Annotated in this window: 21 protein-coding genes; 15 read left to right on the forward strand and 6 right to left on the reverse strand. The window is 72.5% G+C overall.

Annotation, left to right across the window (positions count from 1 at the left end; all coding sequences use genetic code 11):
• Positions 1–45: 45 nt before the first annotated feature.
• Positions 46–393, reverse strand: coding sequence for an Lsr2 family protein (locus tag AB0C25_RS30595; RefSeq protein WP_357377702.1), 348 nt, complete (start codon positions 391–393; stop codon positions 46–48).
• Between the two features lie 140 nt (positions 394–533).
• A complete protein-coding gene (locus AB0C25_RS30600; RefSeq protein ID WP_357377704.1) occupies positions 534–1139 on the reverse strand; it encodes a response regulator transcription factor in 606 nt (201 codons plus the stop codon).
• A gap of 196 nt (positions 1140–1335) precedes the next feature.
• Here AB0C25_RS30600 and lon point away from each other — a divergent pair, with 196 nt between their 5' ends.
• Entirely contained in the window at positions 1336–3666 is a 2331-nt protein-coding gene (gene lon, locus AB0C25_RS30605) for an endopeptidase La (RefSeq protein WP_357377706.1), read from the forward strand.
• A 135-nt stretch (positions 3667–3801) separates the two neighbouring features.
• On the forward strand, positions 3802–4206 hold the full coding sequence (locus tag AB0C25_RS30610) for a DoxX family protein (RefSeq protein ID WP_357377708.1): 405 nt from the start codon (positions 3802–3804) through the stop codon (positions 4204–4206).
• Between the two features lie 129 nt (positions 4207–4335).
• On the opposite strand, the gene AB0C25_RS30615 is transcribed toward AB0C25_RS30610, so the two are convergent.
• Both AB0C25_RS30615 and AB0C25_RS30620 read right to left on the reverse strand, forming a co-directional pair.
• Entirely contained in the window at positions 4336–6081 is a 1746-nt protein-coding gene (locus AB0C25_RS30615) for a DEAD/DEAH box helicase (RefSeq protein WP_357377710.1), read from the reverse strand.
• 95 nt (positions 6082–6176) lie between these two features.
• A complete protein-coding gene (locus tag AB0C25_RS30620) occupies positions 6177–7049 on the reverse strand; it encodes a hypothetical protein (protein WP_357377712.1) in 873 nt (290 codons plus the stop codon).
• A gap of 132 nt (positions 7050–7181) precedes the next feature.
• On the opposite strand from AB0C25_RS30620, the gene AB0C25_RS30625 reads away from it, so the two are divergent.
• The 6 genes from AB0C25_RS30625 (at position 7182) to AB0C25_RS30650 (ending at position 11334) form a co-directional block, all read left to right on the forward strand.
• Positions 7182–8333, forward strand: coding sequence for a histidine kinase (locus AB0C25_RS30625; RefSeq protein ID WP_357377714.1), 1152 nt, complete (start codon positions 7182–7184; stop codon positions 8331–8333).
• Entirely contained in the window at positions 8330–8935 is a 606-nt protein-coding gene (locus AB0C25_RS30630) for a response regulator transcription factor (protein ID WP_357377717.1), read from the forward strand. Before AB0C25_RS30625 ends, AB0C25_RS30630 begins: the two co-directional genes overlap by 4 nt.
• Before the next feature lie 156 nt (positions 8936–9091).
• The gene (locus AB0C25_RS30635; protein ID WP_357377719.1) at positions 9092–9859 is read left to right on the forward strand and encodes a DUF5753 domain-containing protein; all 768 of its coding nucleotides are present in this window, start codon (positions 9092–9094) and stop codon (positions 9857–9859) included.
• The gene (locus AB0C25_RS30640; protein WP_357377721.1) at positions 9850–10041 is read left to right on the forward strand and encodes a DUF397 domain-containing protein; all 192 of its coding nucleotides are present in this window, start codon (positions 9850–9852) and stop codon (positions 10039–10041) included. Before AB0C25_RS30635 ends, AB0C25_RS30640 begins: the two co-directional genes overlap by 10 nt.
• Positions 10042–10333: 292 nt before the next feature.
• Positions 10334–10789 (forward strand): hypothetical protein, encoded by a 456-nt coding sequence (locus AB0C25_RS30645; RefSeq protein ID WP_357377723.1) that lies wholly within the window; start codon positions 10334–10336, stop codon positions 10787–10789.
• Positions 10790–10815: 26 nt separating this feature from the next.
• On the forward strand, positions 10816–11334 hold the full coding sequence (locus AB0C25_RS30650) for a 2'-5' RNA ligase family protein (RefSeq protein ID WP_357377725.1): 519 nt from the start codon (positions 10816–10818) through the stop codon (positions 11332–11334).
• A gap of 301 nt (positions 11335–11635) precedes the next feature.
• Here the strand turns inward: AB0C25_RS30650 and AB0C25_RS30655 are convergent, their stop codons facing one another.
• Complete coding sequence (locus AB0C25_RS30655; RefSeq protein ID WP_357377727.1) at positions 11636–12313, reverse strand: hypothetical protein; 678 nt, start codon at positions 12311–12313, stop codon at positions 11636–11638.
• A 176-nt stretch (positions 12314–12489) separates the two neighbouring features.
• On the opposite strand from AB0C25_RS30655, the gene AB0C25_RS30660 reads away from it, so the two are divergent.
• The 3 genes from AB0C25_RS30660 (at position 12490) to AB0C25_RS30670 (ending at position 15138) form a co-directional block, all read left to right on the forward strand.
• Complete coding sequence (locus tag AB0C25_RS30660) at positions 12490–13233, forward strand: winged helix-turn-helix domain-containing protein (protein ID WP_357377729.1); 744 nt, start codon at positions 12490–12492, stop codon at positions 13231–13233.
• Positions 13234–13303: 70 nt separating this feature from the next.
• Complete coding sequence (locus tag AB0C25_RS30665; protein ID WP_357377731.1) at positions 13304–14338, forward strand: cytochrome P450; 1035 nt, start codon at positions 13304–13306, stop codon at positions 14336–14338.
• A complete protein-coding gene (locus AB0C25_RS30670; protein WP_357377733.1) occupies positions 14335–15138 on the forward strand; it encodes an isocitrate lyase/phosphoenolpyruvate mutase family protein in 804 nt (267 codons plus the stop codon). Before AB0C25_RS30665 ends, AB0C25_RS30670 begins: the two co-directional genes overlap by 4 nt.
• Here the strand turns inward: AB0C25_RS30670 and AB0C25_RS30675 are convergent.
• On the reverse strand, positions 15135–15848 hold the full coding sequence (locus AB0C25_RS30675; protein WP_357377735.1) for a PIG-L family deacetylase: 714 nt from the start codon (positions 15846–15848) through the stop codon (positions 15135–15137). The genes AB0C25_RS30670 and AB0C25_RS30675 overlap by 4 nt on opposite strands.
• 199 nt (positions 15849–16047) lie before the next feature.
• On the opposite strand from AB0C25_RS30675, the gene AB0C25_RS30680 reads away from it, so the two are divergent.
• The 4 genes from AB0C25_RS30680 (at position 16048) to AB0C25_RS30695 (ending at position 22499) form a co-directional block, all read left to right on the forward strand.
• Positions 16048–17016 carry a DUF5715 family protein gene (locus AB0C25_RS30680; protein ID WP_357377737.1) on the forward strand — a complete coding sequence of 323 codons (969 nt, stop codon included), beginning with the start codon at positions 16048–16050 and terminating at the stop codon, positions 17014–17016.
• Between the two features lie 4 nt (positions 17017–17020).
• A complete protein-coding gene (locus AB0C25_RS30685) occupies positions 17021–18622 on the forward strand; it encodes an asparagine synthase-related protein (RefSeq protein ID WP_357377739.1) in 1602 nt (533 codons plus the stop codon).
• A gap of 48 nt (positions 18623–18670) precedes the next feature.
• Positions 18671–19501 carry a MerR family transcriptional regulator gene (locus AB0C25_RS30690; RefSeq protein ID WP_357377741.1) on the forward strand — a complete coding sequence of 277 codons (831 nt, stop codon included), beginning with the start codon at positions 18671–18673 and terminating at the stop codon, positions 19499–19501.
• A gap of 304 nt (positions 19502–19805) precedes the next feature.
• Positions 19806–22499 (forward strand): fibronectin type III domain-containing protein, encoded by a 2694-nt coding sequence (locus tag AB0C25_RS30695; RefSeq protein ID WP_357377743.1) that lies wholly within the window; start codon positions 19806–19808, stop codon positions 22497–22499.
• Positions 22500–22503 lie beyond the last annotated feature (4 nt).

Genomic DNA, 22503 nt, shown 5'->3' on the forward strand with positions numbered 1-22503 from the left:
ACGGGGTCCCGCCGTCACGGCGGGACCCCGTCGGCAACTGCTGCGTCAGCGCGCCTTGTACGCCTCGACGACCTCAACCGGGATCCGACCCCGCTCGGAAATTTTGTAGCCGTTCTTGACGGCCCATTCCCGGATGGCCCGGTTCTGCTCCCGGTCCATTCCGGCACCGGCGGGTCGTCCGGGCCTCCGGATCGATCGGGTGCTCTCCACCGGGCCGCGCCCGATCCGCCGACCCGCATTGATGTACGGATCCAGCGCCTTGCGCAGGACGCCGGCATTTTCGTCCGAGACGTCGATCGTGTAGGCCACTCCGTCGAGACTGAACTCGACCGTCCGGTCGGCCTTGCCGCCGTCGAGGTCGTCGGTCAGGACCGTGATTACTTTTCTCGCCATTGCCGATTACTCCCTGTGTCCGGCGGGATGTGTCCAAAGTCTGACCTATCACCCCGGTAATCCGCAACAATATGCGTCCCATTCGGCGCGTCGTGATTCCGTTACCGAGAAAAACCGTGAATCGGTGCGATGACGGAACCTCAATCGAGCAGGCCGGTGTGCCCGGCCACGGCGGCTGCCTCGGCCCGGTTGGACACCCGCAGCCTGCGCAGCAACGCGGCGGTCATCCGTTTCACCGTCCGTTCCGAGACGTGCAGTTCTTCGGCGATGTCGACTGTCGTACGGCCGGCGGCGATCGCGCGCAGCAGTCGCCGTTCCTCGCCGTCCAGGTCGACAGACGTGGCGTGTACGGGGCGCAGCATGGCACGGAGCAACTCGGCTGGGAGCACCGCCCAGCCGTCGAGGATGGCCAGCAGCGGGGGGAGCAGTTCCTCCGGTTCGCTGGTCTTCGGCAGGAACCCCTCGGCACCGGCCCGCAGCGCCTCCACCGCCGGAGCGGTGTCGACGGACCCGGACATCGCGACCACCCGTACCCGTGGGGTGGTCTGCCTGATCGCGGCCACCGCCCGGATCCCGCCGGGTGCCGGCAGGTGCAGGTCGACCAGGACCAGGTCGGGCCGGCAGCGGCTGGTCAGCGCGGCCGCGGCGGCGGCGTCGCCGGTCGACGCGACCACCTCGGCCTGGCCGTCGGTGAAGATCGGGAGCAGCAACTCCAGCCCGCGGACGAAGACGGGGTGATCGTCCACGACGACGAGTCGAAGGGTGGCTGCTCCCGGCATGTCTGCGCCGTTCCCGACTGGGTGCCGATCATGCGGGTACGCACCGAACGAGCGGTGTTGGGTGGAACCCTCCCTGGAGTGGCCTGGGTCACAGTCCGGAACAAGGGGAACGCTTTGTTACTTGAGTGAGACACGCTCAACTCAACGCGATAGCAGGTGTTCGATGGCAACTCTTCCGGTACTTCCCCTGACCGACGCCGTGCTGCTGCCCGGCATGGTCATCCCGGTGACCCTCGACCCGACCACCCAGGCCGCGATCGACGCGGCACGGGCGACCGGCGATCGCCAGCTGCTGGCCGTGCCGCGCATCGACGGCGAGTACGGCCCGGTCGGCGTCGTCGCCACCATCGAGAAGGTTGGCCGGCTGCCCGAGGGTGAGCCCGCCGCCGTCATCCGTGGCCTGTCCCGGGCCCGGATCGGCTCCGGCGTGCCCGGCCCCGGCGCCGCCCTCTGGGTCGAGGCGACCGAACTCGACGAACCCGCTCCCGCCGGCCGCGCCCGGGAACTCGCCCGCGAGTACCGCGCCCTGGTGACGTCCGTGCTCCAACAGCGAGGCGCCTGGCAGGTCATCGACGCGGTGGAGCGGATGACCGACCTGTCCGAGCTGGCCGACTCCGCCGGCTACGCGCCCTGGTTGACCCTGGACCAGAAGACCGAGCTGCTCGGCGCGCCGGACGTCACGGCCCGGCTGGAGCTGCTGGTCGGCTGGGTGAAGGACTACCTGGCCGAGCAGGAGGTCACCGAGCAGATCAACAGTGACGTCCGTGAGGGGCTGGAGAAGTCCCAGCGGGAGTTCCTGCTGCGCCAGCAGCTCGCCGCGATCCGTAAGGAACTGGGTGAGGACGAGCCGGACGGCTCGGCCGACTACCGCTCCCGGGTCGAGTCCGCCGAGCTGCCGGAGAAGGTCCGCGAGGCGGCCATGCGCGAGGTCGGCAAGCTGGAGCGGGCCAGCGACGCCTCCCCGGAGGCCGGCTGGATCCGCACCTGGCTCGACACCGTGCTCGAAATGCCGTGGGGCACGCGTACCGAGGACAACACCGACCTGGCCGCGGCCCGGGCGGTGCTCGACGCCGACCACGCCGGCCTGGCCGACGTGAAGGACCGCATCCTGGAGTACCTGGCCGTGCGCAACCGCCGGGCCGAGCGCAACCTCGGCGTGGTCGGCGGTCGCGGCTCCGGCGCTGTGCTCGCCCTCGCCGGCCCTCCCGGGGTCGGCAAGACCAGCCTCGGCGAGTCGGTGGCACGCGCGCTCGGACGCAACTTCGTCCGGGTGTCGCTCGGCGGCGTCCGCGACGAGGCGGAGATCCGCGGTCACCGGCGCACCTACGTCGGCGCGCTGCCCGGTCGGATCGTCCGCGCGCTGCGCGAGGCCGGCTCGATGAACCCGGTCGTGCTCCTCGACGAGGTGGACAAGCTGGCCGCCGGCTACGCCGGTGACCCGGCCGCCGCCCTGCTGGAGGTGCTCGACCCGGCCCAGAACCACACCTTCCGGGATCACTACCTGGAGGTCGACCTGGACCTGTCCGACGTGCTGTTCCTGGCCACCGCCAACGTGGTGGAGTCCATCCCCGGCCCGCTGTTGGACCGGATGGAGCTGGTCACCCTGGACGGCTACACCGAGGACGAGAAGGTCGCCATCGCCCGCGACCACCTGCTGCCCCGGCAGCGGGAGCGGGCCGGGCTGACCGCCGACGAGGTGGAGATCGCCGACGAGGCGTTGGCGCTGATCGCGGGGGAGTACACCCGGGAGGCCGGAGTCCGGCAGCTCGAACGTGGCCTCGCCAAGATCCTGCGCAAGGTGGCGGTGACGCTGGCGACCGACCCGACGCCGGTACGCGTCGACACCGACAACCTCACCCGCTACCTGGGGCGGCCGAAGTTCACCCCGGAATCGGCGGAACGCACCGCCGTGCCCGGCGTGGCGACCGGCCTCGCCGTCACCGGCGCCGGTGGCGACGTGCTCTTCATCGAGGCGACAAGCATGGAGGGCGAGCCGGGGCTGACCCTGACCGGCCAGCTCGGCGACGTGATGAAGGAGTCGGCGCACATCGCCCTGTCGTACCTGCGCTCCAACGGGCGCCGGTTCGGCATCGACCCGAACGTCCTGGCCGGACGCCGGATCCACGTCCACTTCCCAGCGGGCGCGGTGCCCAAGGACGGCCCGAGCGCCGGCATCACCATGGTCACGGCCCTGGCGTCGCTGGTCACCGGCCGGCCGGTCCGCCCCGAGTTCGGGATGACCGGCGAGGTGACGCTCTCCGGTCGGGTGCTGCCGATCGGCGGGGTGAAGCAGAAGCTGCTCGCCGCGCACCGGGCCGGTCTCACCGAGGTGATCATCCCGGCGCGCAACGAGCCCGACCTGGACGACCTGCCGGCCGAGGTGCGCGAGGCGCTGACCGTGCACACCCTGGCCGACGTGGCCGACGTGCTCGCCCTGGCGCTGCGCCCGGCCGACGTCACGACGCTTGACGGGCCGGCGCTCTTCAAGGTCTGACGCTCCGAGCACAAGGACCCCCGCCGTCAGCGCAGACGGCGGGGGTCCTTGGCGTACGCCGGGACAGGTCTACTGTCTCGCCTGAACCCTCAACCACCTCTCCGCCGCGAGGCGGTGCCCCCGGAGGTAACCCCCGTGAACCTGGTGCTCGGGATCATCCAGATCCTGCTCGCTGTCGTCTTCCTCGGCGCCGGCCTGGCCAAGCTGACCCAGCCCAAAGAGAAGCTGCGCGACCGGATGGGCTGGGTGGACCCGGTGCCGCCGACCCAGGTGAAGGCGCTGGGCACGGTCGAGGTGCTGGCGGCCCTCGGGCTGGTGCTGCCCCCGCTCACCGGCATCGCCACCGTGCTCACCCCGCTGGCCGCCGTCGGGCTGGTCATCGTCATGACCGGCGGCATCCTGGTGCACCTGCGCGACCGGAAGAAGTACGACTCGGCGGCCGAGCGTCGCAGGGAGGTTCAGGGCGCGATCGCGTGCGCCGTACTGCTCATCCTCGCCGCGGTGGTCGCCTGGGGCCGGTTCGGCCCGTACTCCCTCTGATCCGCCGCGCCGGCGACCGTCGTACCCCGGCGGTCGCCGGCGGCGTGCCCAGGCCGGCGGTCGCCGGCGGCGTGCTCAGGCCGGCGGTCGCCGGCGGCGTGCCCAGGCCGGCGGTCGCCGGCGGTGAACTCAGCGCTCGTCGCCCCCGCGGTCACGGCGCACCGTGGCCTTGCGGCCCTTGATCGTGCTCTGCCGCAGCCCGGAGATCACCTCGTCGGCCACCCCCTGCGGCACCTCCACCAACGAGAACCGGTCGGCGATCTCGATCGAGCCGATGTCCCGGCCACGGATCCCGGTCTCCCCGGTGATCGCGCCCACCAGATCCTGCGGGCGCACCCCGGCCCGCCGGCCCAGGCCGACGAAGACCTGGACGGTGTTGCCGCCGCCCGAGCGCGGCCGGGCCCCGCCCCGCCGGTCGCCGCCCCGGCCGCCGCTCTCCGGTCGACCCTCGCGCGGACCGCGCACCGGCACCTGCGGGATCTCCACCTCGTCGTCGGAGCCCGGCGACGTGACCTCGTGGGCCAGCTTCACGGCGGCGAGGGCGACCTCCATCAGGTCGAACTCGTCGGTGAGCGTCTCCACGATCACCCGGTACCCGTCGAGGTCGTCCTCCAGCAGACTCTCGCGCAGGGCCGCCTGGGTCATCTCCAACCGCCGGGTCCGCATGTCGGCCACGGTGGGGATCTTGTCGATGGTGATCCGCTGGCCGGTCACCCGCTCGATGGTCTTGAGCATCCGGTGCTCACGCGGCTCGGCGAGGGTGATCGCCACGCCCTCGCGGCCGGCCCGGCCCACCCGCCCGATCCGGTGCACGTACGACTCGGGGGCGGACGGCACGTCGTAGTTGACCACGTGGGTGAGCTGCTCGACGTCCAGCCCACGGGCCGCCACGTCGGTGGCCACCAGCAGGTCGGCGGTGCCCGCCCGCAGTCGGCCCATCACCCGGTCGCGCTGCTCCTGGCTCATGCCGCCGTGCAGCGCCTCGGAGCGGTAACCCCGACCGTTCATCGTCTCGGTCAGCCGGTCGACCTCCTCGCGGCTGCGGCAGAACACGATCGCCGCGGTGGGGGACTCCACGTCCAGCACCCGGCCCAGCGCGGCCGGCTTGTGTGCCCGCGTCACGATGTAGGCGCTCTGTCGCACCCGGGGCGCCTCACCGGCGACCGTCTGCTCCCGGCCGATCTCGATCCGGACCGGCTCGCGCAGGTGCTGCCGGGCCATCCCGTCGATGCGCGACGGCATGGTGGCCGAGAACAGCACCGTCTGGCGCTCCGCCGGGGCGTGTTCCAGGATCGCCTCGATGTCCTCGGCGAAGCCCATGTCGAGCATCTCGTCGGCCTCGTCGAGCACCACCGTGGCGAGCCCGCCCAGGCGCAGGGTGCCCCGGGCGATGTGGTCGAGGGCCCGACCCGGGGTGGCCACGACCACGTCGACGCCGCTGTCCAGTGCCCGCAACTGCCGCCCGATCGGCTGCCCACCGTAGATCGGCAGCACCCGCGCACCCAGGTCCTTGCCGTAGCGGTGGAACGCCTCGGAGACCTGCACCGCCAGCTCCCGGGTCGGCACCAGCACCAGCGCCACCGGGTCGCCGTCGCGGCGGTGGGGCGTCATGAGGTTCAGCAGCGGCAGTGCGAACGCCGCCGTCTTGCCGGTGCCGGTGGCCGCCTGACCCAGCAGGTCCCGGCCTTCCAGCAGTGGCGGGATCGCCTCCCGCTGGATGGGGGTCGGCTCCTCGTACCCGAGGGCGGCGAGGGCGCCCAGCAGTTCGGCGCGCAGCCCGAGGTCGGTGAAAGCGCTCACCTCGTCGGTGCCGTCGGGGGTGGCGTCAATCGGTGCGTCGATCGGTGCGTCGTGCTGTGCAGGTGCGGAACTCATGGGCCAAGCCTTTCATTACGCCGTCCAGGCCGCTGCGCCGACCGCCACAAGAGTGCGATCGGCGACCAGCGGCACCCCCCACAAGGTCGCCCCCGTCAGACGGCGCCGGTCAGGATCGCCACGATCATGATGCCTCCCAGCGTCACGTCGAGCACGCCACACCCCTCGCTGTACCAGCGCGGCACGACCCGACCGGTGCGGTGGTGGACCAGGTCCCACCCGCCGTGCACCAGCCACCCGAGCGCCACCAGCCACGCGGCCACCTGACCCCCGACCGTGACCGCGGCCAGCGTCAGCCCCACCCAGACGACCAGGCCGACCAGTTGGGTGGCGAGCACGCCCGGCCCGCGCAGGGCGCGTCGGCCCAGGCCGAGCAGCAGGTACCCGCCGGGCAACACCAGCATCGTCCACGGGCTGAGCACACCCGGCTCGACCCACATGTCCACCGTCAGCAGCAACGCCAGCCCGGTCGGCCAGCGGTGGGCCAGCGCCGTCACGGCCGGATGCCGGCGTACCGCCACCGGCGTCTCGTGCCGATGACGCACCGCCACCAGCACCATCGCCGGCACCATCAGCAGGTGACCGCCGAGCATCAGGGCGTCGCCGTCCAGCCGGCCGGCCCAGAACGGTACGAGCACCAACAGGAACGGCACGTACATCGCCGCGGCCATCTCGACGACCCCACGCCAGTGGTGCGCCCGGTAGCGCATCCACACCGTCATCCCGACCGTCATGTTCGTGGCCATCACCAGCGCGGCGACGTCCGGCCGGCCCAACGTCCCGGTCAGCCCGAGCAGGACGCCGGCCGCGTCCCAGAGGGACCCGAGCAGCAGCATCCCGACGACCATCGCCAGCGCCATCTCGGCCAGCTGCCACCACAGCCGCCGCGTGCCGGCGCCGGGCGCTGCCGGCGTCGGCGCGGGAGACGGTACGACCATGCTGTCCGCGTACACCCGTGTGTTTTCCATGCCGTTGACCCTGCCGGTGTCCCGGCGCGGTCGGCAGGCTCATCCAGCACCGAAATCCCGTGCGGATCACACGGTCCAACCGTGACGTCTCGCACGGGTGGACCGTGCGCCGGGCGGTCCTAGGATCGGTGCGTGGCGAGCGAGGTGGTGACCCCCCGGGCGGACCGCCGGCTGCACCGGGCTCGGCAGGCGACGTTGCTGTCGCTGGCCACCGGCGTGTGGGCGAGTGTCCTGCTGCCCGCGGCCGGCCTGACCCGGGAGCCGTCCGCCGGCCGCGTCGTGCTCGGCGCGGTCGGGATCCTCGTCTTCGCGGCCACCCAGACCGCTGTGCTGTACGCGGCGGTCACCCCCTGGCTCGCGCAACGCTGGCGACGTCGCGCGCAGCTCGGGCTGGTCGTCGGGGCGGCGCTGACCGTGCCGTTGGTGGCCCCGGTCGCGGCCGGCACCTGGCCGACCTGGGCGTGGATCGGGGCCTCCCTGGTGGGGATGGCCCCCCTGCTGGTCCGCCTCCCGGGCGCGCTGGCGGTCACCGCCGGCACCCTGCTCGTGTCGGCGGCGGTCGCCTGGTGGACCGGCGGGTCCCTGGGGCGCTCCCTGGCCGTGACCGGTGGCATCGGGGCGGGTGTGGCCGCGGTCAACTGGTTCCAGGTCTGGTTCTGGGGACTGCTGGTGGAGGCCCGGCAGGGTCAGACCGCCCAGGCCCGGCTGGCCGCCGCCGAGGAGCGGCTGCGCTTCGCCCGGGACGTGCACGACCTGCTGGGGCACAGTCTCACCGTGATCGCGCTGAAGGCCGAACTCGCCGCGCGGCTCGCACCCGTCGACCCGGAGCGGGCCGGGCGGGAGGCCGCCGAGGTGCAACGGTTGGCCGCCTCCGCGCTCACCGAGGTCCGCGAGAGCGTGCACGGCTACCGGGCCGTCGACCTCGGCGAGCAACTGGCCGCCGTGGCAGACGTGCTGCGCTCCTGCGGCGTGCGCTGCACGGTGCCGCCAGACGTCGACCTGCCGCAGCCGGCCGCCACCGAACTGGCGGCGGTGCTGCGCGAGGCGGGCACCAACGTGCTGCGGCACAGCCGGGCCGAGTGGTGCCGGATCCACATCGACCGGGACGAGAACGGGGCCAGGATGACAATCGCCAACGACGGTGCCGACGACGGCGGACCGGACGAGCACAGCCACGGCCTGCGCGGCCTGGCCGACCGGCTGGCCGCGGTCGGCGGAGAGCTGCGGGTCCGTCGGGAGGACAGGGTGTTCACCCTGGAGGCGACCGTGCCGGTGCCGTCGTGATCCGCGTCCTGCTCGCCGACGACGAGGACCTGATCCGGGTCGCGGTCGCCGCGCTGCTCGGCCTCGAACCGGACATCGAGGTGGTGGCCCAGGCCGCCGACGGAGCCGCGGCGGTGACCGCGACGCTCGCGCACCGCCCGGACGTGGCGGTGGTGGACCTGGAGATGCCCGGTCTGGACGGCATCGCGGTGGCTGCCGAGCTGACCCGGGTCCGTCCCGAGTGCGCGGTGGTCGTGCTGACCGGGCACGGTCGTCCCGGGCACCTGCGGCAGGCGCTGACCGCCGGGGCGCGCGGTTTCGTGCCCAAGGGCTCGCCGGGCGGCGCGCTCGCCGACGTGATCCGCCGGGTGCACGCCGGCGGCCGGTACGTCGACCCGTCGCTGGCCGCCGACGCGTTGACCCTGCCCGCGTGCCCGCTGACGCCTCGGGAGCTGGAGACGTTGCGGCTGGCCGAGTTCGGTGCCCCGGTCGCGGTGATCGCCCGCCGGGTACACCTGTCCATCGGCACCGTCCGCAACCACCTGTCCGCCGCCGTGCAGAAGCTCGGCGCGGCCGACCGGGCCGAGGCGGTCCGCGCCGCCCGGGACAACGGCTGGCTCTGACCGCTTGCGTGGCGACCCGCCACCGCCGTGTCCTGGCGCGGGCGTGCCGCGGTGACGACCACGCCGTCAACTAACACCCCGCCGAGCGTTGCGACGTCATCACGCTGCGTCGCACTATGGTCAGTGGGTGTTCGGGATATCCCGGGAGGACAGAGGATGAATCACGCCGTCGTGGAAGCCATGACCCAATGTGGTGAGACCGCCGACTCTCTCGCCGCTCAGACCGGTGTCGACCCGAAGACGGCGGCCCGTTGGGCAAACCCGGGACGGATTCCGCAGACACGACATCGTGCCCAGGTCGCGGCGATCCTCGGCCGGGAGGTGATCGACCTGTGGCCGGACGTCCTGAAGCGGCGCGATCCGATCTGGCTGCGGGCGTGGGTCGACTGGGAACGGGAAGCGGTGGCGCTGCGGTGGTTCGAGCTGGCCTGGGTGCCTGGTCTCCTGCAGACCGAGGCGTACGCGCGGACGACGCTGGCGGGGGAGTCGCTGTCCGGTGAGGACGTCGATCGTCTCGTGCAGGCACGCATCGGCCGGCAGGCCGTCCTCCACCGCGACCAGCCCCCGCTCCTGATCGCCGTGCTGGACGAGGCCGTGGTGCGGCGTTCGGCGTACGGCGATCGAGATCTCATGCGCGAGCAGTGCGAGCATCTCGTCGCGTGCGCGCAACTGCCGTCGGTGCAGGTCTACGTCGTGCCGACCACAGTCGGCATGTACCCGGGCCTGGGTGGGCCGTTCATCGTCGCCGAGTTGGAGGGCGGCGGGCGCGTCGCCCACATCGATGGCCAGGCGCAGGCGCAGATAACCGAGCAGCAGGCAGAAATTGCTACCCTGGACCGACGATGGGAACGCATTCGCGGGGAAACTCTCTCTCGCGGACAGTCCCTAGACCTGCTCAGGGAAGCGGCATCCTCATGGACGTGACCGGTGCGCGCTGGCGCAAGAGCACCAAGAGCGGCAACAACGGGGGCTCGTGCGTGGAGGTCGCCGACAACCTTCCGGGCGTCGTCCTGGTTCGGGACACGAAGGACCGTGACGGCGCGACGTTGGCCTTCGCGCCGGAGGCGTGGCGAGGCTTCGTCGCTTTCACGCGAGCCCAGCGCTAGGTGTCCGTTGTGGCGTGGGATCGCGCCACCCCTGGCCCTGACACTGGCGGCCTTCGCCCGTCGGACGTCGTCCGATGGCGTGCTGGTTTGGGGGTGGCCGGTGACCGGGCAATCAGGAGTGACATCCGAGGTGTCCTGGGAGCCCTGAATCGGAGGCCGAGATGCGCTGGCTGCTCCTCCTTGTGATCGTGGTGCTGGTTGTCGGCGGGCTCTGGCTGCCCCGCCGCGCGAGGCGGGCGGGCAGGTCCGTGCGGCGACAGTTGGACGAGTGACGAGAGGGTGAAGGCACGCGGTGAACGTCGCGGACTGGCGGCGACAGTTCGGCGGGCCCCGGATCGTCCACGGAGATCTGCCCCTGCGGATCGAGGGAGTGGTCAAGCCGTGGTCGTTGGACGTCGGTCACAGCAAGCTGCACCTGCGGGGCATCATCGGCGACCAGGAGGGCGACGACGACCTCCGGGTGCTGGACCTGGTGTTCCACGACGTCTCGCGGATCTGCGTTCCGGACGTGTGCCGCCGGTTCGCACTCCGGGTGGCGCCCGCCGAGCAGAAGGCCGCCGAGGAGGAACGCCTCGGGATGCGCTGGCCGCACTTGACGATGTTCCTCCTCGATCGCGACCGGGCCACGGACTATGTCGTGGCCGGCCGGGTCTACTGGGCCGAGGTCGGTATCTCGCCGGCTTACCCGTCCCCGCTGTTGGGGGAGCGTGGAGACACGGCGGTTCCCGACGAGATCTTCTTCGCCTGAGCGAACGGTCGGGCTAGCGTGGGCGCGTGCGTACGGTGGAACTTGTCTGCTCGCCTGGCCTGGAGGTCGCGGTCCGGGCGGTCTGGCAGCGGTTGGCGGCCGCCGGGTTGCCCAGCCTGGCTCGCAACATCCATCCGACCAACCGGCCGCACCTGACTCTCGCCGCCGTCGACGACTTTCCGCCCGGGGTCGAGTACCGCCTGGCCGAGGTGTTCGACGCCGCGCTGCCGGTGCCGGTCGCGCTCGACCGCGTCGTCGTCCTCGACGGCAGCGCCCCGCTGGTCTGGCTCGTCCGGCCGACGCCGGCGTTGACCAGGCTGCACGCCGCCGTCTGGGACGTCCTCGTCGAGGCCGACGGGCACCGCCCGTGGCACGCCCCGGGGGCGTGGGTGCCGCACCTGAGCCTGGCCCTGCGGTTCCGCGACGCGGACCTGCGGGCGGCCCGGGGCGTCGCGGGCGGGCAGCGCCCGACGGGGGACTTCGACGCCGCCCGCAGCTACGACGGATCGGACCGGACGGTGACGCCGCTGACCCGGCTCCGCTAGGGTCAGCGCCCAATCGTCGGGGCGGGGGTTCCGGGTGCGGGATATCGGTTCCCACGAGGTTCAGGTGCGCGACTCGGGTGCCCCTGAGCAGTGCTGCTTCTGCGGCCGGCTGTCGCTGGGGCGGGCCGGGGCGGTGGGCGCAGTCGACGGCCGGTGGTGACCGTCGGTCACCTCCACGGGGGTGGATGCGGTGGTGAACGGTATACCTCACAGTCATGAATATGACTCTGAGGTATACCCCTCGACAGCACATCGACCTGGCGGGCAACCATCGGCGAGCGGGCTCGGCAGCTGGCCGGGCTCAGTTGCTACCCCCGCCGTCGCCGCTCCCGCCGTCGAATTCGCCGCCACCCACGCCACCGGAACCGCCGGCGTAGCCGTGGCGGCCGTCGAGGAAGGGCAGATCGCCACGGATGCCGCGTGGCTTTGGTCGCTTGCCGAGCCCACCGAGGTGTTGCAGGCAGACCCGTTCGGAAACGGGGAAGCATTCACCTCGGCCTCCGCAGTCGGCCAGGTAGCGACTGCCGCCCGGGATGCGAAGCTCGTGGTCGACCCGGAACAGCAGGGGAAGGCTGGCCGGGTCACCTCCCTCGTCGCGGCGTGCCTGGTGCAGCGTGGCGAGCAGCAGGGCGCGGTGATCTGCGTCGGTCGGGCCACCGCTCGCCGGGAACCTCGGCTGGTGCTTCAGAGGTCGCCCGAACGCCGCGTCGCAGAAGGTGGCGTAGTCCTGCGTGTGCAGCGTCAGCGCCTGCCACAGGTCGCCCGCGACCACCGACGGCATCGCCAGCTTCACACCGCCCTGGCGGACGGCGAGCCGGAACCACTGCCGGGTCGCGGATTCGACGACGGCGATGTCGTCGTCGCTGAGATGGGGGTACCGGTTCCGGAGATGCTCGCGCGCGCTGGCCGGAAAGCGCAGGTCGGCCACGGCGCGGAGTCGGCGAGGGGTGCGGGCGCTTCTGAACGTCGTCCAGTTCATGCGGCTGCTTCCATCCGCCCAGGCTGCGGGCGCTAGGGCCCCGACTTGCCGAAGTGGCGTCGTGGCCCCTTCAGAGTAGAGCGGCAGGCAAGCGCGACAGTTTGTCCGACCATCCCGGGCGGACTGCCTCGGACCCGGGTGGTCGGTGCGCCGCTCGTCGGGGCGATGATGGCGGCATGAGTGGTGGCACCGAGGGCCGCGGAATGGCCGAGTTGGCGGCTCTGCTGGCCGACGGCACCCGGGCCGGCATCTGTGTGGCGTTGCTCGACGGTCGGGCCTGGACGGCCGGCGAGCTGGCCCGACGAGCCGGTGTCGCGCCGTCGACAGCCAGCGACCACCTCACCCGACTGGTCCACGGCGGCCTGCTGGTCGAGGAACGGCAGGGCCGGCACCGCTACCTGCGGCTGGCCGGGCCCTCGGTGGCCCAGCTGATCGAGGATCTGGCCGGGCACGCTCCGGCCCCACCGGCGCCCGCCGGGTCGTTGCGCGCGTCCACCACCAGCACCGCCCTGGCGTACGCCCGGACCTGCTACGACCACCTGGCCGGACGGGTCGGTGTGCTGATGTACGACGCGTTGGTGGCCGACGGACGACTGGACCGCTCCAGCGGCCTGACGGTGACCGCCGCAGGCTGGGCGTGGGCGGCCGGGTTGGGCGTACCGGTGGATGCCCTGCGTACCGCTCGACGCCCGGTGGTCCGCGACTGTCTGGACTGGACCGAGCGCCGCCCGCACCTGGCCGGAGCGCTCGGCGCGGCGTTGCGCGGCCGATTCAGCGACCTGGGCTGGATCACCTCGGGCACCGGTCGCGCGGTCCGACTCACCCCGACCGGCCGCAGCGCGCTCGCCGAGACCCTCGCCGTCCCCGCGTCGACCCTCGCGCCCAGCCCGCCCCCGGTGCCCGGCAGCGGTCGCGCCTGACCCGCCGGGCACGCGGGCCGGGCGGGATCGTTCGGCGAGGGCCGAAGGGTCCGGGTTCTACCGTCGGGCGGTGACTGACACCTGGCCCGACATCGCACCCGCCGCCGGAACGCCGACGTGTGGCCCGCCCTCGTTCGCACCGGAGCGCGGCTGGTGGGTGACGCGGCACGCCGACGTACGGGCGGCGCTGACCGACCCGGCCTTCCGGGTTCCGGCGGTCGAGAGCGGCCCACCCGGCACGCTCGCCTGGCTGCGCGCCTCGGTGAGCAGGTTCAGCTCGCCGCGACGGCACGCCGAGCGCCGTTCGATCGTGGTCGCCGCGCTGGACGCGCTGGACCCGGACGAGCTGCGGCAGGAGGCGGCCCGGCTGACCGGCGTCGTCCTGGACCGCGCCGGTGACCGCCTCGACGTCATGCGTGAACTGGCCCGGTCGGTGCCGTTGCGGGTGCTGGCCGGGCGACTCGGTCTCGCCGATCCGGCAGCCGCCGGGACGGCGGTCGCGGTCGTCGCGGCGGCGTACCATCCGGGGGTTGACGTGGCACTGCTCCGGCGGGCCGACCGGGCGGTCGCGACGCTGCTGGCGGTGGTGCCGCCGGCGGCGCCGGAGGTACGCGCGAACGTGATCGGCCTGCTGGTCCAGGCGTGCGACGCGACCGCCGGTCTGATCGGCGCCGCCGCCCAGCACCTGCTGCCCCGGCCGGGCGGCGACGGTGCCGGCGCGGTGCGGACGGCGGAGTTGCTGGCCGAGGTGTTGCGACTCGACCCGCCGGTACGGGCGACCCGGCGCGTCACCGCGAGCGCGGTGCGACTGGGCGGGCGGGAACTGCCGGCGGAAAGCCCGGTGCTTCTGCGCTTCGACGCGGCGAATCGTGACCCGGCGGTGTTCGCGGAGCCGGCGGCGTTCCGGCCGGGGCGTCCCGGCGCTGGTCTGCTGACCTTCGGGGCGGGGGAGCGCGGCTGTCCCGGCGACCGGCATGCCCTGGCCCTCGCCACCGGGGTGCTCGACGTGCTGCGCGAACGCTGTCAGCGCACCCGCGTCCCGCTGTGCCACGAGCCGCACCCGACCCTGGCGGTGGCGACGACCCTGGAGGTGAGCGTCCGATGACCGATCGGCGTGCGGAGTTCCGCGCCCTGCATCACGGCGGCCGGCCGCTGCTGCTGCCGAACGCCTGGGACCACGCGTCGGCGGCGGCCCTCGCGGCGCGCGGGCACCTGGCGATCGGCACCACCAGCCTCGGGGTCGCCGCGGCCGCCGGGCGGCCCGACGGTGCCGCGGCCACCGCGGGGGAGACCCTGGCCATGACCCGCCGGCTGGCCCGCCTGCCGGTGCTGCTCAGCGTCGACGTCGAGGCCGGGTTCGACGACGACCCGGCGGCGGTCGCCGGGTACGTGGCGGAGCTGGCCGGGCTGGGCGTGGTCGGGATCAACCTGGAGGACGGGTGTGCCGACGGCACGCTTGCCGATCCGGCGGGCGTCGCCGAGAAGGTCGCGGCCGTGAAGGCGGCGGTGCCGGACCTGTTCGTCAACGCCCGCGTCGACACGTGGTGGCTCGGGGTGCCGGACCCGTTGCCGCAGACCCTGGCCCGCGCCCGTGCCTACCGGGCCGCCGGGGCGGACGGGATCTTCGTGCCCGGCATCGTCGACCTGGGGACGCTGCAAGTGCTCAGCGAGCGGATCGACGTTCCGCTGAACGCGCTGTACCAGCCGGGCGGGCCGTCCCTGGACGAGCTGGGCGGGGCCGGCGTCGCCCGGGTCAGCACCGGCTCCCTGCTGTTCCGGGCCGCGCTCGCTGCGGCCGTCGCCGCCGCCGACGCGGCCCGCGCCGGCGGGCCGGTCAGCCCGTCGGGGCTGCCGTCGTACGCCGAGGTGCAGGGCCTGGCACCCGGCCGGCGGGACCGGAGCTAGGCCGGCGCGGGACGCCACAGGCCGACCTCGAAGGCCTCGCACAGCCCGCGGTCGCGGCCAGCCACCTGTGCCCACCACCGACTCTTGACCCGCAGGTACTCCTCCGTCATGTAGTCCCGATCGAGGATCTGCCGGTACGCGGCGAGGGCCTTCATCTTGGCGCACCAGACGTTCGTGACGTCCACGAAGAAGGTCGGGCGGAAGTCGGTCGTGGCGAAGGTCGGGTGGCCGAGGAGGAGCATCGTGGGGTGACGGCTGCGGCTGACGGTGATCCGCACGGCGTGGCAGATCGCGTTGTGGTCCTGGTTCTGCCCGGCGCCGGGACCGTGGGTGATCACCACGTCCGGGCGGCGGGCATCAATCAACGCGTCCGTGATGGTGACCAGGTCCCCGCCGGTACGCAGGTCGTTGGAGGCCAGGTCGCCCACCTCGCCGGTTGCCCCGAGGATCTCGCAGCAGGCGTCGAACGCCTTGTCCCGGCCCTGACTCCCGGGCGACAGGGAGGCGACGTGGACGTCCATCCCGGCCTGGGTCATCCGGGCGATGGTGCCGCCGCAGAGCAGAGCCTCGTCGTCCGGGTGCGCGACGATCACCAGAGCGGTCCGCAGTGCGGTCGTCGCGAAGGGATTCACCTCGCCGACCGGGTCGTTCGCCGTCATCGAGGTGGAAGCCTCCCCCGCCCATCGTGCCGGTGCGATGTCGTCAGCCATTGATGAAGTATGGCGGCAATCTGTCAGCGTCTGATCACTCGCTGGTACTGCGCCTTCCGTCGTTCGGTGTAGCCGTGAGCGCGAGTTCCAGCTTCGTTAGGGGTGAATCGGAGGATTGTTCGATCCATCCCGGTCCGACTGATTACGGTGGTTTTCAGGGCGATCCACCCAGTGCCATGAGCGGAGAAGGGACCCCGTCATGCGAGTGCCCAGCCGTAGTCCGGGACAGCAACCTGGTTCGCCCGTCTCACCCACCGCGCCGCCCCGCCGCCGGCCCTCCGGCATCACCGCGCGCCGCCGGTCGGCCGCCGAGCCCGACCTGGCCGCCTACCGGGCCGCCGTCGCCGAACTGCTGATCGAGGTGGGCGCCCTGGCCGACGCGGCGAGCACCCGGGCCCGCCAGGTGCTCGTCGACGAACGGTTGCGGGAGCCGGCGCTCGCCGCCGTCCTCGACGCCACCCCCCAGGGGCTGCTCGGGGCGCGCGAGACGCTGCTGCTGGAGATGGCCCGCTACCAGCCCAACGAGCGCACCTCGGCGCGTGACCTCGGCGCGCTGGTGCGGGTCTACCTGCTCTCCCGCATCGACGTGTTCTGGTGGCAGGACGCCCCGACGTTCGTCACCGACGACCAGGTCAACGGCAGCGCCGAGCTGGTCGACCTGGAGTGGCTGCGCCGCCGCGACCTGCTGGGGTTCCGCTACCAGGAGCAGCCCGCGACCCTGCTGGGCCGCGCCGCCCGCGGGCTGCGACGTCGACTGCGACCGGACGCCGCCCCGCAGACCGCCGGCCTGCTGTTCCGTCGCGCCCGCCGGGAGGTGGTGGCGCTGCTCAACGACCTCGCGCGGGAGTTCGCCGCCACCGCACCGCCGAACACCCCGCCGCTGTGGGTGACCAGCCTGGTCCGCAGTGCCGAACACCAGTACCGGCTGCGCCGGCTGGGTTACGCCGCGATGCTGCCCAGCGGGCACTGCCTCGGCTACTCCGTCGATGTCGAGCTGAGCTGGTTCGAACGGTTCGGCGCGCGCCAGGCGCTGGCGGATCTGCTGCTGGGTCGGCAGGAGGCCGGTGAGATCAGCGTGATCGACGAGGGGCAGGCGTGGCACCTGTGCCTCGCGCCCGCCGCCCGGCGTCGCCTCCGCCGCGCGTACGAGGCCGAGATGGGGGTCTGAGCCCATGTGCGGCATCGCGTTGAGCATCGGCCCGGAGGCCGACCCGGCGACCTTCCGGCGAATGCTCGCCGTCCTGGCCCCCCGGGGTGAGGTCACCGAAACCCGGTCGGAGCGCGGGCTGCTCGCCGGCACCCGCCGCCTGCGCGTCGTCGACCGGGACCGGGCGGTGCAACCGTGGACCTCGACCGACGAGCGCTGGCTGCTCTGCTTCAACGGCGAGATCTTCAACTACCGGGAGCTGCGCGCCCAACTGACCCGCCTGGGTCAGGCGTTCCGCACCGAGAGCGACACCGAGGTGCTGCTCGCCGCGTTCCAGCAGTGGGGCGAGGCGGCGGTGACCCGACTGCGCGGCGAGTACGCGTTCGCGGCCGTGGAGCGCAGCACCGGCCGGGCCTACCTGGCCCGCGACCCACTCGGGGTCAAACCGCTGTACTGGTCCCGTCGGCCCGGCTGCCTGCACCTCGCCTCCGAGGTCAAGGCGCTCGTCGGGCACGGCGCCCCGATCGTCGAGGTACCGCCCGGGCACCACGGCTGGGTCGAGGCGGACGGGCACGTCCGCCTGAACCCGTACGTCGACCTGCTCACCATCGGCGCGGGCCTGCCGATCATCGACGACCCGGAGGAGGCCGCCCTGCTCGTCCGTGCCGCGCTGAGCGACGCCATCCGGATGCGGGTGGAGACCGACCTGACCGTCGGGGTGGTGCTCTCCGGCGGGCTGGACAGCTCGCTGATGCTGCGGCAGGTGCGCGACATCCACCCGGACTGCGTCGCGGTGACGGTCGGTGTCGCGGACAGCCCCGACGTCGCGTACGCCCGGCGGCTCGCCGCCGACCTCGACGTGCCGCACGTCGTGGTCGAGCTGCGCCCGCGCGACATCCGGCTCGCCGACGTGCGCGAGGCGATCCGCATCTCCGAGTTGACCGAGTACGGCGACATCATCAACGCCGTCGTGTCGGTCCCCATCTTCCGGCGCCTGCGTGACCTGGGCATCAAGGTGGTGCTGACCGGTGACGGCTCCGACGAGCTGTTCGGTGGGTACCCGATGTACCACCAGGTCGGCCCGGCCGCGGCCCGCCGGCTGTTCCTGCACCGGATCCGCAACCTGTGCCGCACCGAGTTGCAGCGGGTCGACCGGGCCGCCATGGCGTACGGGGTGGAGGCCCGGGTGCCGTTTCTCGACCTGAGCGTGGTGGAGCTGGCGATGCGACTGCCGCTGCACCTGAAGCTGCGCGACGGGCAGGAGAAGTGGATCGTCCGGCGGGCGTTCGCCGACGTGCTGCCCGACTACATCCTGCGGCGGCCGAAGAACCCGATGTCGTACTCGTCGGGGTTGCACGAGCGGGTCCGGCTCTACAAGCCGCTCTTCGCCCGGCTGCACCGCTCCTTCGGCTACGACCTGCAGGAGCCGGTGCGCCGCGACTTCGACACCGTGCTGAGCCGGTGTGGCAACGACCTCGACCGGGCCATCGCCGACGGGCTCGACCGGCCCGACTACACGGTCCTGGAGCACGCCCGTGACCTGGTCGGCGCCGCCACGTGGAACGCCGCGCCGATGGTCCGCCGGTTGGTCGGCCCGCGCCCGGCCCGCCGCTCGTCGGTCGGTTGACCCCACGCTTGACTCTGACACCGTGTCAGGGACGAGCGTGAGGGGACCATGTTCACCATCGGAGACTTCGCCCGACTGGGCCGGGTGTCGGTGCGGATGCTGCGCCACTACGACAGCATCGGGCTGCTGCGTCCGGCCGCCGTCGACGCCCACACCGGCTACCGGTTCTACCGCGCGGACCAGCTGCGCCGGCTCAACCGGGTGATCGCCCTGAAGGAGCTGGGCCTCACCCTGGAGCAGGTGCGGGTCATCGTCGACGACGCCGTCGACGTGGTCGAGCTGCGCGGCATGCTGCGGCTGCGCCGTACCCAGTTGGAAGAGCAACTGGCCGCGGACGCCGCCCGGCTGGCCGCGGTCGAGGCGAGGCTCCGGATGATCGAGTCGGAGGGCACGATGAGTACGCAGGACGTCGTCCTGAAGGAGGTCGCACCGGTCCGTGTCGCGGAGCTGAGCGCCGTCGCGCCGAGTTACCAGAGCCAGGACATCGGCCCGGTGATCCAACCGCTCTACCCGGAGCTGTTCCGCCGGCTGGCCGACGCCGGGATCACCCCGACGGGACCGACGATCGCCTGGTACGAGCCGGCCGCGCCGGGCGACGGCGACGCCGTGCTGGTGCACGCCGGGGTGACCGTCGCCAGCGGCGCGTCGAGCGTTGCCGACGTCGAGGTACGCGACCTGCCCGCGCTGGGCGCCGCCGCGACGATCGTCCATCATGGCGCGATGGACGACGTCGAGCAGAGCATGCAGGTGCTCGCCCGCTGGATCGACGACAACGGCTACCGCGCCGACGGCTTCGCCCGCGAGGTGTACCTGGACTACTGCCCCGACCAGCCGGAGCAGGGCGTCACCGAGCTTCAGCTCGCGGTGCGCCGGGACTGACCGCGACGCTGCCGTCGCGTCCGCCGCAAAAGGACGCGACGGCAGTCGGAATTCGGACAGCCTCCGCCCGTGGCTGGACACTTTCCCCGCCCGAAAATGGCCTGACCTGGGAAAACTGGTAGGAGTGGATAGAGATCCGTCACTCAACACGTGAAAGGCATTCCGTGCGTGACGGTCGAATTCCGCCAGTCGCCCTGCGGCCGGGGGGTAGCAGGCGCGTGGCCGCCGAGGACCAGCAGCCGGTCGCCTGTCTCCTCCTCCCGCCCGCGGTGGCCCTCATCCCCGGGAGAGGGAGAAAACATCCATGTCCCCAGTGCTCCGTGCCCGTCCACGGGCCGTCACGGCCTGCGCCGCAATCCTGGCGCTGTTCGTCAGCCTGCTCGTCGCACCCACGGCGGCCTCGGCCCGCGCCCCGAGTCGCACCCCCACACCCGCGTCCGCGCCGATCGCGGCGCCCGCCGTCGCCCCGCAGCGAATCGCCGAGCTGGCTGCTCCGGCCCAGCCACCGGCCGCGCCGGCCCGGCCCACCGCGTCCTGGCGTGCCGGCACGGCCACGGTGAACTGGAAGGCGCCGGCTGACCGCGGCTCGGCCCTCACCGGCTACCTGGTCACCGCGTACCGCAACGGCAAGAAGGCGAAGACTGTCACCTTCGACGAGTCGAAGACCACCCAGAAGATCGAGGGTCTGACCGCCAGGGCCACCTACACCTTCACGGTCGCCGCGAAGAACGCCGAGGGCGTCGGCCCGGCCAGCAAGCCCTCCACGGCTGCCAAGATCATGGCGCTGCCCGGCGCGCCGACAATCATCGCGGTCACCGCCGACACCGCCACGGCCCTGCTGAGCTGGACGCCTGGCCCCAACGGCGGCTCACCGATCACCAACTACATCGTCACTCCCTGGGTCGGCGGTGTGCGCCAGCCCGCCCAGACCTTCGGGGCGGCTACCACCAACACGGTCACCGGTCTGTTCCCCACCACCGCCTACCGGTTCACGGTGGCGGCCCGCACCGCCGAGGGCGTCGGCCCCGAGTCCGCCCCGTCGGACGAGGTGATCGCCAACATCTCGCCGACGCTGCTGTTCAACCACCCGAACGAGGCGACCGTCGGAATCGCGTACACCGCCACCCTGAACATCACCCACGGGGTGCCGCCGTACCTGTGGAGCGTCGACTCGGGCACCCTGCCGCCCGGTCTTATGCTGAACCCCGTCACCAACGGCATCTCGGGCGTTCCGACCACCGCCGGGGTCTACCCGGTGGTGATCCGGGTCGTCGACGCGGACGGCGAGACCGGCACCCGGCTGATCAGCCTGGTGGTCAACAAGGCGCCGATCCTGAACTTCCCGGCGCCGCCGCTGGGTGAGGTCGACGCGCCCTACTCCGAGCAGCTCAACGTGGTGGGCGGCACCGGGCCGTTCACCTGGTCGCTGCCCGTCGGGTCACTGCCGCCCGGGCTCAACCTCGACCCGACGACCGGCCTGCTGTCCGGCCGGCCGACAACTGTCGGCGCCTACCCGTCCACGGTCCGGGTGACCGACGCCAACGGCTTCGCCGCCAACCGGCCGATCCGAATCCTGGTCCAGCCCAAGAGCGTGGCCACGCTGACCGCGTCCACGAACGCCACCAACTTCGGCAACTCGGTGCAGTTCCAGGTCGTCGTCGGCCCCGGTGTGGCCGAGGGCAGCGTGACACTCATCGACGAGCTGCCCAACGGGGTGGAGACCCCACTGGGCACCTTCCCGCTGTCGCTCAACGTGGCCACCTTCCAGATCTACGTGCCGGCGTTCGGGCACAACCAGTTCCGGGCGCAGTACGACGGGACCGGCCCGCTCGGCGAGGCGGTGTCCAACGAGGTCGTCATCGAGGTCTCGGCCGCGCCCCGCCAGGTGGTCATCGACCAGTTCGCGCAGTCCGGCATCAGCGGCCTCGCCGACCAGTTCGTCTCGATCGTGAACGGCACGGCGATCAACCTGCCGATCGCCGGGTTCAAGGTGGAGGCGCCCGGCGGGCTGTCCATCACCATCCCGGGCAGCGCGCGGCCGCTGCCGCCCCGACGGGGCTACCTGATCGCGGCCGCCGACTACTCCCTGTTCAACATCCAACCCGACCTCGTCGTCCCCAGCCTCGGCCAGGGCGGCTTCCGGCTCGTCGCACCGGACGCGGCGAAGACGGTCACCGACCGGGCCGGGTCGACACCGGGCTTCTCCGAGGGCCCGCCGCTGCCCGCCTTCAACTCGCCGCCGTTCGTCCCCTACGCCTGGAACCGGCTCCGGATCGGGGGCAACCTGAAGGACACCGCCAACAACGTGGCCGACTTCCGACTTGTCGCCACGGTGATCGGGCCGATCAACGGGGTCCCGTCCACACTCGGCAGTCCCTCACCGCAGAACACGCTGGGCACCTACCAGCAGAACCCCGCGGTGCAGTCGACGCTGTTCGACCCGAACGTGGCCGCGTCGGCCGCGCCGAACCGGGTCCGCACGCCCAACAGTCTGGTGATCCGGCGGACGCTGACCAACCGGTCGTCCGCGCCGATCACCCAGGCGCGGATCCGGATCACGTCGCTGAGCGCGGAGAACGGCGCGCCGTACCCCGGTGGATCGTCGCCGCAGGTGCACTCCAACCTGCGGCTGGTCAACCCGGCCAACGCGACCGCCTCGATCACCATCAGTGACGGCCGGACGCTGCTGGTGCGCAACCTGTCCATGGACACGCCCGCCACCAGTCCACCGGGCGGCGGGTTGGGCACCACCCTGACGATCCCCATCGCCCTCGGTGGGCTCGCGCCGGGCGCGTCGATCCACATCGCGCTGACCTTCGCGGTGGACACACCCGGATCGTGGTGGGTCGCGTACGACGTGGACGCCATCGGCGGGGGCGTGGTCCCCACGATCGCGACGTCGGCGAAGGGCGCCAAGGCGACAAAGCAGCGCGCGGCGGACGCCAAGCGGCTGAAGGAGTCGCAGAAGGTGACAGTCGACAGGGGCACCCTGCGCTGACACC

Source organism: Micromonospora sp. NPDC048839, assembly GCF_040649915.1.
Classification (GTDB): domain Bacteria; phylum Actinomycetota; class Actinomycetes; order Mycobacteriales; family Micromonosporaceae; genus Micromonospora.

Bases quoted from the DNA above. Each gene is read 5' to 3' on its own strand.
- AB0C25_RS30595 (WP_357377702.1), bottom strand. From the start codon at position 393: ATGGCGAGAAAAGTAATCACGGTCCTGACCGACGACCTCGACGGCGGC.
- lon (WP_357377706.1), top strand. From the start codon at position 1,336: ATGGCAACTCTTCCGGTACTTCCCCTGACCGACGCCGTGCTGCTGCCC.
- AB0C25_RS30615 (WP_357377710.1), bottom strand. From the start codon at position 6,081: ATGAGTTCCGCACCTGCACAGCACGACGCACCGATCGACGCACCGATT.
- AB0C25_RS30620 (WP_357377712.1), bottom strand. From the start codon at position 7,049: ATGGAAAACACACGGGTGTACGCGGACAGCATGGTCGTACCGTCTCCC.
- AB0C25_RS30635 (WP_357377719.1), top strand. From the start codon at position 9,092: ATGAATCACGCCGTCGTGGAAGCCATGACCCAATGTGGTGAGACCGCC.
- AB0C25_RS30640 (WP_357377721.1), top strand. From the start codon at position 9,850: ATGGACGTGACCGGTGCGCGCTGGCGCAAGAGCACCAAGAGCGGCAAC.
- AB0C25_RS30655 (WP_357377727.1), bottom strand. From the start codon at position 12,313: ATGAACTGGACGACGTTCAGAAGCGCCCGCACCCCTCGCCGACTCCGC.
- AB0C25_RS30660 (WP_357377729.1), top strand. From the start codon at position 12,490: ATGAGTGGTGGCACCGAGGGCCGCGGAATGGCCGAGTTGGCGGCTCTG.
- AB0C25_RS30670 (WP_357377733.1), top strand. From the start codon at position 14,335: ATGACCGATCGGCGTGCGGAGTTCCGCGCCCTGCATCACGGCGGCCGG.
- AB0C25_RS30675 (WP_357377735.1), bottom strand. From the start codon at position 15,848: ATGGCTGACGACATCGCACCGGCACGATGGGCGGGGGAGGCTTCCACC.
- AB0C25_RS30680 (WP_357377737.1), top strand. From the start codon at position 16,048: ATGCGAGTGCCCAGCCGTAGTCCGGGACAGCAACCTGGTTCGCCCGTC.
- AB0C25_RS30685 (WP_357377739.1), top strand. From the start codon at position 17,021: ATGTGCGGCATCGCGTTGAGCATCGGCCCGGAGGCCGACCCGGCGACC.
- AB0C25_RS30690 (WP_357377741.1), top strand. From the start codon at position 18,671: ATGTTCACCATCGGAGACTTCGCCCGACTGGGCCGGGTGTCGGTGCGG.
- AB0C25_RS30695 (WP_357377743.1), top strand. From the start codon at position 19,806: ATGTCCCCAGTGCTCCGTGCCCGTCCACGGGCCGTCACGGCCTGCGCC.